The 13559-nt window shown below is 60.6% G+C and carries 11 protein-coding genes; 5 read left to right on the forward strand and 6 right to left on the reverse strand.

Translation table 11 applies throughout. The annotated features are described in order from the left end of the window. Positions 1-110: 110 nt before the first annotated feature. The 5 genes from colR (at position 111) to ACP7EE_RS10925 (ending at position 3836) form a co-directional block, all read left to right on the forward strand. On the forward strand, positions 111-794 hold the full coding sequence (colR, locus tag ACP7EE_RS10905; RefSeq protein ID WP_420646228.1) for a two-component system response regulator ColR: 684 nt from the start codon (positions 111-113) through the stop codon (positions 792-794). After that, positions 784-2058 carry a sensor histidine kinase gene (locus ACP7EE_RS10910; protein WP_426234495.1) on the forward strand — a complete coding sequence of 425 codons (1275 nt, stop codon included), beginning with the start codon at positions 784-786 and terminating at the stop codon, positions 2056-2058. The genes colR and ACP7EE_RS10910 overlap by 11 nt, the downstream gene beginning before the upstream one ends. Positions 2059-2220: 162 nt before the next feature. Next, positions 2221-2889 carry a class I SAM-dependent methyltransferase gene (locus ACP7EE_RS10915; RefSeq protein WP_426206018.1) on the forward strand — a complete coding sequence of 223 codons (669 nt, stop codon included), beginning with the start codon at positions 2221-2223 and terminating at the stop codon, positions 2887-2889. Between the two features lie 3 nt (positions 2890-2892). Further along, on the forward strand, positions 2893-3606 hold the full coding sequence (locus ACP7EE_RS10920) for a lipopolysaccharide kinase InaA family protein (RefSeq protein ID WP_426234496.1): 714 nt from the start codon (positions 2893-2895) through the stop codon (positions 3604-3606). Positions 3607-3608: 2 nt separating this feature from the next. After that, on the forward strand, positions 3609-3836 hold the full coding sequence (locus tag ACP7EE_RS10925; RefSeq protein WP_420646231.1) for a hypothetical protein: 228 nt from the start codon (positions 3609-3611) through the stop codon (positions 3834-3836). Between the two features lie 53 nt (positions 3837-3889). Here ACP7EE_RS10925 and ACP7EE_RS10930 read toward each other — a convergent pair whose 3' ends face one another. The 6 genes from ACP7EE_RS10930 to ACP7EE_RS10955 all read right to left on the reverse strand — a co-directional run bounded on the left by ACP7EE_RS10930 (position 3890) and on the right by ACP7EE_RS10955 (position 13514). After that, the gene (locus ACP7EE_RS10930) at positions 3890-6916 is read right to left on the reverse strand and encodes a multidrug efflux RND transporter permease subunit (RefSeq protein ID WP_426234497.1); all 3027 of its coding nucleotides are present in this window, start codon (positions 6914-6916) and stop codon (positions 3890-3892) included. A 13-nt stretch (positions 6917-6929) separates the two neighbouring features. Then, positions 6930-8078: an efflux RND transporter periplasmic adaptor subunit gene (locus tag ACP7EE_RS10935; protein WP_426234498.1), complete on the reverse strand. Its 1149-nt coding sequence runs from the start codon at positions 8076-8078 to the stop codon at positions 6930-6932. 156 nt (positions 8079-8234) lie between these two features. Next, positions 8235-9335 (reverse strand): DUF1513 domain-containing protein, encoded by a 1101-nt coding sequence (locus ACP7EE_RS10940; RefSeq protein WP_426234499.1) that lies wholly within the window; start codon positions 9333-9335, stop codon positions 8235-8237. Between the two features lie 14 nt (positions 9336-9349). Beyond that, a complete protein-coding gene (locus ACP7EE_RS10945) occupies positions 9350-10414 on the reverse strand; it encodes an imelysin family protein (protein ID WP_426234501.1) in 1065 nt (354 codons plus the stop codon). Between the two features lie 27 nt (positions 10415-10441). Beyond that, positions 10442-11869: a di-heme oxidoredictase family protein gene (locus ACP7EE_RS10950; RefSeq protein WP_426234503.1), complete on the reverse strand. Its 1428-nt coding sequence runs from the start codon at positions 11867-11869 to the stop codon at positions 10442-10444. Positions 11870-12164: 295 nt separating this feature from the next. After that, positions 12165-13514, reverse strand: coding sequence for an imelysin family protein (locus tag ACP7EE_RS10955; protein WP_426234504.1), 1350 nt, complete (start codon positions 13512-13514; stop codon positions 12165-12167). Positions 13515-13559: the final 45 nt, after the last annotated feature.

Here is a 13559-nt window from a genome sequence, read left to right on the forward strand (position 1 = left end):
CAATGGCCGTTTTAAAGTCGAATCCGTCCATCCACGCCTAGCCCTGAGCCACACTTGGCCGTAAGCTGCGCGGGCCATGACGGCCGTTACTGTGTACGTAGGAGGTGCCCATGCGAATTCTAGTGGTCGAAGACAACCGCGATATCCTGGCCAATCTGGCCGACTATCTGGGTATGAAGGGCTATACCGTGGATTGCGCCCAGGACGGTCTGTCGGGCCTGCATCTGGCTGCCACCGAGCATTACGACCTGATCGTGCTCGACATCATGCTGCCCGGCATCGATGGCTACACCCTGTGCAAACGCCTGCGCGAAGACGCCCGCCGCGACACGCCGGTGATCATGTTGACCGCCCGCGACCAACTCGACGATCGCTTGCAGGGGTTCAAGTCCGGGGCCGACGACTACCTGATCAAACCGTTCGCCCTGTCGGAACTGGCGGCTCGGGTCGAGGCTGTGATGCGCCGCGCTCAGGGTGGCGGTCGCCGTGCCCTGCAAGTCGGTGACTTGAGCTACGACCTCGACACCCTCGAAGTGACCCGCGAAGGCAAACTGCTCAAGCTCAACCCGGTCGGCCTCAAGCTGCTGGCGGTGTTGATGCAGAAGAGCCCGCATGTGCTGCGCCGGGAAATTCTCGAAGAAGCGCTGTGGGGCGATGATTGCCCGGACAGCGACAGCCTGCGCAGCCACGTCCACCAATTGCGTCAGGTGATCGACAAACCGTTCGCCAAACCGTTGCTGCACACCGTGCACGGCGTGGGTTACCGCTTGGCCGAGGGCCGTGATGGAGTTTAAGCAGAGCCTTTCCCAACGGATCATCATCGCTTTTGCGCTGATGAGTGCGCTGGTGGCGGGCGCTTTCGCCATGGGCATCGTCGCAACCGTGCACCTGGTGGAAGAGAAACTGATTTCGGCAGGCCTGGGCGGCGACTTGCAGCGCCTGCTGTTGATGGACAACGTCTCGGACTGGAGCCATCGTCCGGAGCCGGATCAGTTGTTCTATTTCAGTGGCGGCCCGGGCGACTTCGAGTTGCCGAAAGATCTGCGCCACCTCGACTCGGGATTCCACGAAGTCTTTCGCGAAAATCTCTCGTATCACGCCATGGTCGAAGTGGTCGACGGCCGGCGTTACGTACTGCTGCAGGATCAAAGCGATTTCGAAGAACGCGAGCGCGTGCTGTTTGCCGTGGTGCTGGTGGGCTTCGTGCTCAGTCTGGCACTGGCGGTATTCCTCGGCTGGGTGCTCGCACGCAAAGTGATGGCGCCGGTGGTGCGGCTGGCGCGTCAGGTGCGCCATCGCGACCAACTGCTCGGACTGGCGCCGCCGCTGGCGCCGGATTATGCCGCTGACGAAGTCGGCGAACTGGCGGTGGCGTTCGATGCGACGCTGGGTCGTTTGCGTCAGGCGTTGACCCGCGAACGGCTGTTCACCAGTGATGTGAGCCATGAGTTGCGCACACCCTTGATGGTGCTGGCCAGCTCCTGCGAACTGCTGCTGGAAAACCCCGGCATCGATCAGCGCGGTCGCGCGCAGGTTGAGCGCATTGGCCGCGCCAGCGAAGAGATGCGCGAACTGGTGCAGACCTTCCTCATGCTGGCTCGCGCGCAACGTGAAGACGCCGGCGCAGCACCTCAGCAAAATCTCACGCATGTGGCTGACAGCTTGCTGTGCCTGTGGCGTGAGCCGATCGAAGCCAAGGGCCTGACCTTGATCTTCGAACCCGGCAATCCGGCAGATACCCGTTACAACGCCACCTTGCTCAACGCGGTGATGGGCAACCTGCTGCGCAATGCCCTGCACTACACCGAGCATGGCTTCATTCGCCTGACGCTCAGTGCCCATGGTTTTGTGGTTGAAGATTCTGGCGTGGGCATTCCGGAAGAGAAACGCGAAGCCATGTTCGAACCCTTCGTGCGCGGAACCGAGAAGCGCGGCGACGGTCTTGGATTGGGTCTGTCACTGGTGCAGCGGATTTGCGAGAACGAAGGATGGAGCGTCAGTCTCGGCACGATGGAACCCAATGGCTGCCGTTTCGAGGTGGATCTCGGCCAGCATTGAGAAGCACTGCCTATCACACGACAGTGCTACCAACCTGAACCAATCCTGTATAACCTTGAAATAGTTTGCCGGTTTACCTGACATTTTTTTCACAAAGGGATGACCTGACGCTGACAAGCCCATCCCTAAGGTGAGGCCATCAGCATTTCAGGAGCCCTGATGATGGCCGGCCCGATCAAACTCGATTTTTCCGAAAAGTACGACGACAACCATGCGCAGAAATATTTGCGCAAGCATCAGGACGGTCTCGGCCGTCGTTTGTCCAACTGGCGCGATCAGCAAGTGGCCCGCAAGGCGCTGACACTGGCTGGCGAGCCGGGACTGGTGCTCGATCTGCCGTGTGGCGCGGGACGCTTCTGGCCGATGCTGGCGGAAAAGCAGAATCGCGTGATCATCGGAGCGGACAACTCCGAGTCGATGATCAAGATCGCGATGCAGTCGCAACCGGCCGATGTGGTGAAAAGGGTACAACCCTTGCACACGTCGGCATTCGACATTGCTTTGCCGGATAACGCGGTCGACAGCATTTTCTGCATGCGACTGCTGCATCACATCGGCGAGGCCGAGCACCGCCGGGCGATTTTGCGCGAGTTCGCCCGTGTGACCCGTGACAGCGTGATCATTTCGCTGTGGGTGGATGGCAATTTCAAGGCCTGGAAACGCAAACGCTCCGAGCAAAAACGCGGGCAAGTGGGTTACCAGAATAGATTTGTGTTACCGGCTGCAACGGTTGAAAAGGAATTTGAAGAAGCGGGATTCCGTATCCAGGAACAACTGGACTTCATTCCGCTCTATGCCATGTGGCGGGTTTACGTATTACGCAAGAGGTAGTAAATGGCAGTGCAATTTGCAGCAGACAATTCAGTCGCTCCCCAGGAAGGCTTTGACTACTACTGGAACCAGCGCGGTGAGTGGGTTGAAGAACCCAATGTGCGGCGCGGCGGTGAAAGCGGAGTACAGCGGGTGGTGGGGCGTGACGGGCAACTGCTGTATGCCAAGCGTCAGACCGGACATATCTATCGCAGTTGGCTGCACCCGTTCGGGCGCCCGACCGTATTGCGTGAACTGGATGCGCTGACCGGCGTTTCGCGACTGGGTGTGCGCGTGCCGGAGATCGTTTTCTGTGGCGCGCAGCCTGATCCGCAACACACCTGGCGTGCGCTGCTGGTGACCAAGTCGCTGGACGGTTTTCAAGAACTCGAATTGTGGAAGGCCGCCGGCGGTCGCGAACAGTATGGCGAAGCCGTCTATGAGCGCGTGCTCAAAGACCTGGCGGACAATCTGGCGCGCATGCACAAGGGCCGCTGGCAGCACAGCTGCATCTACGTCAAACATGTGTTTGTGCGGGTGACCGGCGAAGGTGAATCGGCCAAAACTGAAATCGCACTGATCGATTTCGAGAAATGCCGTCAGCGCCTGACCGCCTATCGCGCGGCCTCCCATGACATGAAGCAATTGCGTCGCCACTCGTCGTTCAGCGATGCCGAATGGCAAAAACTCGTCTACTTTTATGAGACGGCGTTTGGCAGCGCTATCAAAGGTTTATAGCGATGAAACTAGAAATTGCTCGAGGTGTGTTTCTGGTAGGAGCCTTGGCAGTTGCATCATTGGCGGTGGCGGCCTGGGAACAGCCACGCATGCAGGTAATCGACGCATCCCCCAGCGATGCCCATTGCCCGATGCCACGGGTGGCGAAAGCTTCCGTGGCGGCACAGCCGGATCATGATTTATTGCTGTTCATGTTCGGACTCACTCAAGGGATGAGGCCACAAAGTTGAAGCGATTGAAGCCAAAATGAAAGGCCTCGCAAATGCGAGGCCTTTTTTTGATTTCAGGTTTTGTCGGGTTTGGCCAGCAAGGTGTAAACGCACGGCAAGACAAACAGCGTAAACAACGTGCCGATCGACATCCCGGTGGCAATCACCATGCCGATATCAAAACGGCTGACCGCCCCCGCACCGCTGGCCAGAATCAGCGGCACCATACCGAAGACCATGGCTGCGGTGGTCATCAGCACTGGCCGCAAACGAATCGCTGCCGCTTCCTCCACCGCCTCACGCGGCGTCAGGCCCTTGTCCTTGCGCAACTGGTTGGCGAACTCGACGATCAGGATCCCGTGCTTGCTGATCAGCCCGATCAACGTCACCAGGCCGACCTGGGTGTAGATGTTCATGCTCGACCAGCCGAGGAACAGCGGAATCAGCGCCCCGCAGATCGACAGCGGCACCGTCACCAGAATCACCAGCGGGTCGCGGAAACTCTCGAACTGCGCCGCCAGCACCAGGAAAATGATCGCCAGCGCCAGCGCGAACGTGACCCACAGCGCGCTGCCTTCCTGCACGAACTGACGCGAGGCACCGCCGTAGTCGAAGGCGAACCCGGCCGGGGCTTCTTCGCGGGCGATCTGCTGCACGGCTTCGATGGCTTCACCCATGCTCACCAGCGGGAACCCGGACAGCTTCGCGGCGTTGAGTTGCTGGAACTGGTTGAGCTGCCTTGGGCGCGCGCGGTCGGTCACGCTGATCAGGGTCGACAGCGGTAACAGTTCGCCCTGGGTGTTTTTAACGTAGTAGTTGTTCAGCCAGTCCGGATTGTCGCGGAAGGCACGCTCGACCTGAGCGATGACTTTGTAGCTGCGACCTTCGATGGTGAAGCGGTTGATCTCGCCCTCGCCGAGCAGGGTCGCAAGCGTCCCGCCCAGATCCTGCATCGACACGCCCATCTGCGCCGCTTTGGCGCGGTCGATATCCACCACTACTTCCGGTTTGTCGAACGCCAGATCGAGGTCGACGAAGGCGAACTTGCCCGACTCCATGGCGCGTTTCTTGATCCGGTCAGCGACTTGCAGCAACAATTCATAGTCGTTGGCGGTGTTGATCACGAACTCGAACGGCAAGCCCTCACCGGTTCCGGGCAGCGAAGGCAGATTGAAGCCGAAAATCTGCAAGCCCGGAATGCTGCCCAGTTTGTCCTGCACCTCGGGGAGGATTTGCATCTGCGTGCGGTCGCGTTCATTCCATGGTTTGAGCAGGAAACCGCCAATACCCGATTGCACGCCGTTGTAGCCATTGATCTGGAACGAGGAGTAGTACTCCGGGAATTCCTTGAAGATCTTGATGAACTCGTCAGTGTAAGTGTTCAGATAGTCGAGGTTGGTTGGCTGTGGCGCGCTGGCCATCATGAAAATGATGCCCTGATCTTCGTCCGGCGCCAGTTCCGATTTGGTGAACTTGAGCAGCACCGGAATCAGGCACAACACGATGACTGCGAACACCAGCACCACCGGCCGCGTATTCAGCGTGCCATGCAGCATGCTCTGATAGCGGCGCTTGAGGCTGTCGAAGATACGGTCGAGGCGATGGGCCAGGCCGCTGGGGTTTTCCTCGTGGCGCAGCAGGAAGGCGCACATCATCGGCGACAGGGTCAGCGCGACGATCCCGGAAATCACCACGGCCCCGGCCAGCGTCAGCGCGAACTCCTTGAACAGCGCTCCGGTCAGCCCGGTGAGGAAACCGATCGGCGCATACACCGCCGCCAACGTGATGGTCATCGACACCACCGGCATGGCGATTTCCCGCGCGCCTTCCAGCGCAGCGTCTATCGGCGTCTTGCCCTCCTCGATATGCCGGTGGATGTTTTCCACCACCACAATCGCGTCGTCGACCACCAGCCCGATGGCCAGCACCATCGCCAGCAGCGTCAGCAAATTGATCGAGTAGCCCATCATCTGCATGAAGAACATCACGCCGATCATCGACAGCGGAATGGTCACCACCGGGATCACCACCGAGCGCAACGCACCGAGGAACAGGAACACCACGACGATCACGATCAGAACTGCTTCGAACAGGGTTTTCACCACTTCGTCGATGGAGGCCTGAATGAACAATGTGGCGTCGTAGGCGATTTCGCTTTTCAGGTTGGGCGGCAGCTGGGATTCCAGCTCCGGCATGATCTTGCGCACTTCCTTGATCACGTCCAGCGGGTTGGCCCCCGGCGTGGCCTTGATCCCGATGTACACCGAAGGCGTGCCGCCGAACGAGCTGACCGAGTCGTAGTTCTCGGCGCCCATTTCGACCCGCGCGACATCGCTGAGCAGCACGCGGCTGTCACCGCTGATCTTCAATGGAATCTTGCCGAACGCCTCGGCGGACTTCAGTTCGGTGTTGGCATTGATGCTGGTGACCACGTACTCGCCTTTAACCTCGCCGGCAGCAGAGAGAAAGTTGTACTGGCGCACTGCGTTGGTCACATCGCTGGCGCTGAGACCGAAACCGGCGAGTTTTACCGGATCGAGCCACAGGCGCATGGCGAACACCTGATTGCCGAGAATCTCCGCTTCGGCCATGCCCGGCAGCGTCGCGAGTTTCGGCTGGATCACTCGCGACAGGTAGTCGGTAATCTGCGGGTTACTTAATTCCTTGCTGAAGAAGCTGATGTACATCAGCGCCGAGGCGTCGGCGGCCTCCTTGCTCAGCACCGGATCTTCGGCATCCTGCGGCAGTTTGTTTTTCACCTCGTTGGCCTTGGCCAGCAGTTCGGTGAACAGTCGGTCGCTGTTGGAGCCGATGCGCGCGTAAATCGAGATCACCGAGAAGTTCTGGCGACTGACCGAGGTCATGTAGTCGATGCCCTCGGCACTCGCCAGGCTTTGCTGCATCGGCTGAGTGATGTAGCCCTGAATGGTTTCGGCATTGGCGCCGGGATAAGCCGTGGTCACCGTGATCAGGGCATTTTCCATTTGTGGGTATTGGCGCAGCGGCAATTTGCTCCAGGCCTGGAAACCCAAGAGCACAATCAGCAGGCTGACCACGGTGGCGAGCACCGGGCGGCGGATGAACGGATCAGTAAAAGCCATGAGGATTCCTTGATCAGTCGGCGCGGCGCGGACTGTTCTGCTCGCCGAGGGTCTTGTCGTCGCTGATGGCAATGTGCGCGCCGTTGTCCAGTTTGATCTGGCCAGCCGTCACCACTTGTTCGCCGCTCTGTACGCCCTTGTTGATCATCACCAGGCCATCGCGGCGTTCACCGGTTTCGATGAAACGCCGCTCGGCGATCAGCACCGGTTGGCCCTTGTCGTCTTTTTCGAGGCTGCCGTCCTCGGCTTTCTTCTGCGCGACCACGTACAGCGAGTTGCCGTAGAGGGTGTAGGTGATCGCGCTTTCCGGCACCACGATGTGCTGTTGCGGATTCGGTAGCAGCACTTCGAGGCTGGCGAACATCCCCGGCAGTAGCTTGCCGTTGGGGTTGGCCAGTGTGGCGCGCACCAGGATGTTGCGCGTGGTGCTCTCGACAATAGGGTTGATCGCGCTGATCGCACCCTGAAAATTCTGGCCGGGGTAGGCGGCGACGGAAATCTGCACGGGTTGGCCGACAGCCAGTTTCGGCACCGATTGTTCGGGTACATAGAAGTCGGCGTAGAGACTGCTCAGATCCTGCAACGTGGCGATTTTTGTGCCGCTGGCGAGGTAGTCGCCGATGTCGACGAGGCGGATGCCGATAGTGCCGCTGAAGGGCGCGACGATACGTTTTTTCGCCAGCGCCGCGTTGAGCTGATTGACCGTGGCTTTGTTTTTTTGCAGTTGCGCCGCGAGTCGGTCGAATTCGCCCTTGGAGATGGCACTGCTGCCGACCAGCTGGCTGCCGCGACCGTAATCCAGCTGTGCGAGGCCGAGGTCAGCCTTGGCGGTTTCCAGGAAGGCTGCTTCGACGGCGCTGTCCAATTGCAGCAAGGGTTGGCCGGCCTTGACCTTCTGTCCGGATTCGAACTTCAGCTCGGTCACCGTGCCGGCGTTCTCCAGGCTCAGATCGACGCCCTGCAATGCCTTGAGCGTGCCGACCGTAGGCAAACGCATCTGCCACGGGCGCTCGGTGGCAGTGGCCACGGCGACGCTGATCGGCGGTTTCGGTTTGGAAAAGCCCTGCACCATCGTATAGATCGAGAAGGCTTTATACCCGGCCAGCACCAGGACAATCAGCAGCACAACACCCAACATGATCAGCATGCGGCGACGCAGCATATTTCCAGTTCCTTGGAGAAAATCAGGCGAGACAGGCGCGAACATTACTCCGAGTACAGTGCGGATTCCAACTGGCAGTTTTTACAGGACGTAAGAAGAGGGGCGGGCATATAAACCTGTGGGGAGGGGATAAATCCCCTCCCCACAAGAGTTGTGTCAAGCCATGAGGTGAAGATGGTTGTCCCAGAGCCCCGCCGGCAGTTCCAGCGGTTTGGCCAGCAGTTCATCCTGGCGGCAATCGTAGTAACGGCAACGGCCCTGACCCGAGGTCACGACAAAACCATCCTGCACCGCACCGACGCCTGCGCAGTCCGGCAACGGTGCATCAAGACGCACTTCGCCGCTGTCCAGATCCCAGATGAAGAAGCGATTACCGCGCGGCGCGGTCAACGCCACCAGACGCAATTCGCTGTGTACGGCAACGCTGGCGGTGTAATGCCCCATCGACTGCAACTGATGCTCCGGCACCGGGAACGCCACGAATGGCTGACCTGGACGCTTGATCGCCAACAACTCGGAACGCTCATGCGAAGGCCCCATGAACTGCTGACCGGCCACGATGGTGCCGTCACTGGCGATCCCCAAGTGGCGCACGCTGTTCATCTGTTGGGCGAGAGTTTCCTTGCTCAGCAGAGTACCGTCGCGCTGCATCAGCACCAGGCTCGGTTCCATGGCGTTGAGATTCATATCCTCGCGGCTTTCGGCCTCGGTGCGAATCCCGCCGTTGGCCACCACCAGCGTCTCGCCGTCGGGCATCCACGACACCTGATGCGGGCCGAGGCCGTGGGTGGAAATCTCGCCGCTGTGCACCAGTCGCTCGCCTTCGAATTTGTACACCCCGAGCAAACCACGCCCGGCATCGGAGGTGTCGTTTTCGGTGGCGTACAAATAATCGCCGCTGTGGTGAATCACCGCGTGACCGTAGAAGTGCCGGTTCGGCTGCGAGGTCACGGTTTGCAGCAACGTGCCGTCGCGCAGATCGATCAGATAGCTCTCCGTGCCGGGGCGCCGGGCCACGAACAACGCGATCGGCAGCGTCGGGTGGTTGATGATGTCGTGGCAGCGCTGGCCGACCTGGGTGGCGAACACCCGCGTGCCGTCCAGCCGATAGCCGACGGCGTAGTGCTTGCCGTCGGTGTCATCGCGAGCCGAGAGCAACAGCGGGCTCTGATCCTTGCGTTTGAACAGCGTCCAGCCGCCCAGCGTCACTGCTCCCAGCAGCAAACTACCTAAAGTCAGAGCCTGGCGTCGCAGCATGGCACTTGCCCTCATCAGTCACCGTCGTTGGCGTTGAAGCCCAGTTGGATGCCCAGCGCCTTGGCCAGTTCGCCTTCGTGCAGGCGGTGGACGACGTTCAGGCTGTCGTAGATGTCGTTGAGTTGCTGGCGACCGGCGTCGTCTTCGAGCATTTCGCCGAGCGAACGCTGGGTGCTGTCGAACAGCTTCAGCGAGGCCGCGTAAGCCGCATCGATCTTGTCCGCCAACGGTTTTTGCTCAGCCGGCAGCAAGCCGCGCAGGCCTTTGTTGTCGACGCCTTCCCAAACGGTTTTGGCCGCTGCGAGGCTGGCTTCCAGTGCGGTCAGCGACGATTGGCTGCGCCATGCATCAGCCTGGAACGGCTGCGGCACGCCTTTGCTCTGGCGGCCCATTGGCGTACCGAGTTTTTTCTTCAGGGTGTCGAGCGCGGTGACCTGCACCCGCAGCAGATCGGCGATCGCTTCGTGGGAGTCGGCGTAGCGCTGATTGGGGAACTTGCTCATCTGCGCGAGCATGCCGTCGGTGTTGTTCCAACTGCTGAGGATCTCTTCAGCGAGCTGTTTCTGGCGTTCGCCGATGGCCACCAGCAGCGGGCAGTATTTGGCTTTCTGCGTGTCATTGGCCACGTCTGGCTTGGCGTCGAACAGGATGTATTCGTACGCCGACAGGCCTTGCACCACAACGCTGGACTTGGCCAGCGCGGCGGCGTCGATCTGCGGCTGGGCGATCACCAGTTGCTCGACCTGACGGCCGACGAGGTTTTTCTTGTCCGGCCAGAACTGCACCTGCCACGAACGGTTGCCCTCGGCCAGCGGACCGATCAGCAGCGGTTGCAACTCGGCCCAGGCTTTCTGCGCGTGCAGGAAGTCGGCGCGGGCGGTTTCCAGGGTTTCTTTGCCCTGGCAGTAGGCGAGAGCGCTGACCGCCAGTTGCTTGTCGGCTTCAACCCAACGGGTGTAGGTCGGCAGGATCACCGACTTGGCGATCGCCGCCGAAGTGACCGCTTGCGGGTCCTGCGGCGAGCAGGCACCCAGCGCGAGGGCGGCGAGGCTGGTGAACAACAGCTTGGGACGGAACATGTCGGGCTCCCGAATCTTGATCTGTGTTTAAAGGGAATTCAAAAACGCCAGCAGCGCGGCACGCTGCTCGGCATTGAAAGACAAAACCTGTTGCTGCGCCGCGCTCGCTTCGCCGCCATGCCAGAGCACGGCTTCGAGCAGATTGCGGGCGCGGCCGTCATGCAAAAACTGGGTGTGACCACTGACCGTCTGCGTCAGGCCGATGCCCCACAGCGGCGGCGTGCGCCACTCGCGGCCGGAGGCCTGGAATTCAGTGCGGTTGTCGGCCAGGCCTTCGCCCATGTCGTGCAGCAGCAGATCGCTGTACGGGCGAATCACCTGATTGGCCAACTCGGGTTCGGCGGCGTTGGCATCCGTGGTGTATTTCGGCGTGTGACAGGACTGGCAACCGGCCTGGAAAAACAGATTCTTGCCGGCCAGCACCTGCGGCTCGTTAACGCCACGGCGTGCCGGCACCGCGAGGTTGCGGCTGTAGAACAGCACCAGACGCAGGATGTTGTCGCTGACTTCCGGTTCGCCATTCGGGCCGTTGCCGTTCGGCGACTGTTTGCAGGCAGTTTGCGCGTCGGTGCAGTCATCGATGGGTCTGAGGCTGGTGGTCAGGCCCATGTCACCCGAGAACGCGTGCACGTTCTGTTGATTGAGATTCGGCTGTCCGGCCTTCCAGCCAAAACGGCCGACTACGGTTTTCTGCTGCGCGTCATCCCAGACCTGATTCGGCCGGCCTTTTATGCCGTTGTGCTGTTTGGCCTGCTCGGCGGCATTGGCGAGGATCGCTGCTTCCGGGATCGCTTCAAGCAAGCCGAGGCCGATCATCGGCGGGGCGATACGCGCCGAGAAACGTGTGTCCGGGTGCATCGGGCCATAGCCGAGCTGGGTGATCTGCAAGGTCGGTTTACGCAGCTCGACTTCGGTGCCGTCCTTGAAGCGGATCGGCACCGGGGTGTAATCGACCCGTACTTTGCCTTCCGGCGCGACGCCGGGTACTGACATGTCCTGAAACTGCCCGCCGTAAACCGGCTCCGGCACCACGCCCAATTGCTCGATGACCTTGGCGTACTGCGGCGCATCTGGAATCGACAGACGCACCAGCATCGACACGGCGTTGGCCGCGCCCGGCGCTGGTGGATGGCCGCGACCGTCCTTGATGTGGCAGTTCTGGCAGGCGTTGGTGTTGAACAGCGGGCCAAGACCATCGCGTGCGGTGGTGGTCGACGGCGCGATCACCCACGGGCTGCGAAAGAAGCTGTTGCCGACGCTGAAATCCACCCGCCGCGACGGCGGCAGGTTGGCCGAAGGCAGGGAAAACGCGTTCTGATCGCTCTTGCGCACGGTCGCGCCGCCGCCAGACCGGGCTTCACCGGGTTCGGCCTTGGTGAAACGCGGGGCGTCATCGCAGGCACTCAGGCCCAGGGCCAGCAACAGTGCGGACAAGCGAAGAACCGGCGAGGGCATCAGACATCCTGCAAACGGGGCGAAATTTGAGGCGCAAAGTCTAACAGGGCGGGGGAGATTGAATAAGAGGAATTATCGTTTGCTTGATGTGGGGCAGGGTTTGGCTTGGGATCGAGGTGCTGCCATCGCTGGCAAGCCAGCTCCCACAGGGTCTTGCGTGATGCTGAAATGGTAGGCACAACATAAACCACTGTGGGCGCTGGCTTGCCAGCGATGAGGCCATCAGCATCACCGCAAATGGCAGGCATGAAAAAGGCGATCCGAAGATCGCCTTTTTCAGTCAGACACGCTGTGATCAGAACTCGTGATCAGCGCTGTCCGGGTTCAGGTCGCTGATGCCCAGTTTGCCGGCAGCGGCTTCAATCGAACCGGTCTGCTTGACCAAGGATGCGATCGCATCACGCACGATCTGGTTGCCGGCGGTGTTGCCGGCAGCGATCAACTGGTCGTAGTGCTCACCCTTGTTGGCGTGATCGACCATGACTTGGATCTTCGCTTCGGTGGCAGCCAGATCGGCCTTGAGTGCGGTGTCGGCAGCCGGGTCAGCCTTGGCCACCAGTGACGACAGGCTGGCGCCGGTCATTTTAGTGCCGTCAACGCGGGTGTATTCGCCCAGGTACACGTTACGAATGCCTTTGGCATCGTAGAAGTGCGAGTTGTGCGTGTTGTCGCTGAAGCAGTCTTGCTCGTCTTCAGGCGAGTTGGCTTCGAGGGAAACCTTCATGCGCTCGCCGGCCAGTTCACCCAGCGACAGGCTGCCCATGCCGAAGAGCATTTTGCGCAGACCGGTTTCGCCCGGCTCGGCTTCCAGCGTGGCGCGGTAGTTGTCAGCCACGTTCGGCTTCCAGTTGCCGACCATTTCTTCCAGATCGCTGACCAGCAGTTCGGTCACGGCTTTCAGGTAGGCACGACGACGGTCGTTGTGACCGCCAGTGGCGCCGGCGCCTTCCAGGTAGTCCGAAGCAGGACGGTTGCCAGCGCCAGGGCCGGTGCCGTTCAGGTCTTGGCCCCAAAGCAGGAATTCGATGGCGTGGTAGCCGGTGGCGACGTTGGCTTCGGAACCGCCCAGCTCATTGAGGCTGGCGAGTTTCTCGGCGGTGATGTCTTTCACGTCAACCTTGTCTTCGCCGACCTGAACTTCGGTGTTGGCGATGATGTTGGCAGTGGCGCCCGGGTTACCCAGTGCGTGCTCGTAGGATTTGTCGACGTAGTCGATCAGACCTTCGTCCAGCGGCCAGGCGTTAACCTGACCTTCCCAATCGTCGATGATGGTGTTGCCAAAGCGGAACACTTCGCTCTGCAGGTAAGGAACGCGCGCGGCCACCCAGGCAGCCTTGGCGGCTTTCAGGGTGTCGGCATTCGGCTTGGCAAGGAACGCGTCGATAGCGGTTTGCAGGGTTTTCGCGGTGGATTCGGCATCGCTGTAAACGGCGAACACCATGTCGGCGTAATGCGCGACCACAGCCTTGGCAGCGGCCTCGTCGACTTTACCGGCAACAGCGGCTGGAGCAGGAGCAGCCGGTGCAGTGGTAGTGGCAGCCGGAGTAGGCGCTGGGGCAGCGGCTTTGTCTTTGCCTTCGCCGCAACCGGCGAGGGAAATAGCGATGGCCAGCAGACTGGCGGTGGCCAGAGGCATACGAATCATGGCGAACATCCTGCTTCGGTGATTGATGGACAGGCGCCGAGGGCG

The organism is Pseudomonas sp. TWP3-2, assembly GCF_049897765.1.
Classification (GTDB): Bacteria; Pseudomonadota; Gammaproteobacteria; order Pseudomonadales; family Pseudomonadaceae; genus Aquipseudomonas.

What these genes read in the sequence shown, in the direction of transcription:
- colR (WP_420646228.1), top strand. Translation starts at nt 111, where the DNA reads ATGCGAATTCTAGTGGTCGAAGACAACCGCGATATCCTGGCCAATCTG.
- ACP7EE_RS10910 (WP_426234495.1), top strand. Translation starts at nt 784, where the DNA reads ATGGAGTTTAAGCAGAGCCTTTCCCAACGGATCATCATCGCTTTTGCG.
- ACP7EE_RS10915 (WP_426206018.1), top strand. Translation starts at nt 2,221, where the DNA reads ATGGCCGGCCCGATCAAACTCGATTTTTCCGAAAAGTACGACGACAAC.
- ACP7EE_RS10920 (WP_426234496.1), top strand. Translation starts at nt 2,893, where the DNA reads ATGGCAGTGCAATTTGCAGCAGACAATTCAGTCGCTCCCCAGGAAGGC.
- ACP7EE_RS10925 (WP_420646231.1), top strand. Translation starts at nt 3,609, where the DNA reads ATGAAACTAGAAATTGCTCGAGGTGTGTTTCTGGTAGGAGCCTTGGCA.
- ACP7EE_RS10930 (WP_426234497.1), bottom strand. Translation starts at nt 6,916, where the DNA reads ATGGCTTTTACTGATCCGTTCATCCGCCGCCCGGTGCTCGCCACCGTG.
- ACP7EE_RS10935 (WP_426234498.1), bottom strand. Translation starts at nt 8,078, where the DNA reads ATGCTGCGTCGCCGCATGCTGATCATGTTGGGTGTTGTGCTGCTGATT.
- ACP7EE_RS10940 (WP_426234499.1), bottom strand. Translation starts at nt 9,335, where the DNA reads ATGCTGCGACGCCAGGCTCTGACTTTAGGTAGTTTGCTGCTGGGAGCA.
- ACP7EE_RS10945 (WP_426234501.1), bottom strand. Translation starts at nt 10,414, where the DNA reads ATGTTCCGTCCCAAGCTGTTGTTCACCAGCCTCGCCGCCCTCGCGCTG.
- ACP7EE_RS10950 (WP_426234503.1), bottom strand. Translation starts at nt 11,869, where the DNA reads ATGCCCTCGCCGGTTCTTCGCTTGTCCGCACTGTTGCTGGCCCTGGGC.
- ACP7EE_RS10955 (WP_426234504.1), bottom strand. Translation starts at nt 13,514, where the DNA reads ATGATTCGTATGCCTCTGGCCACCGCCAGTCTGCTGGCCATCGCTATT.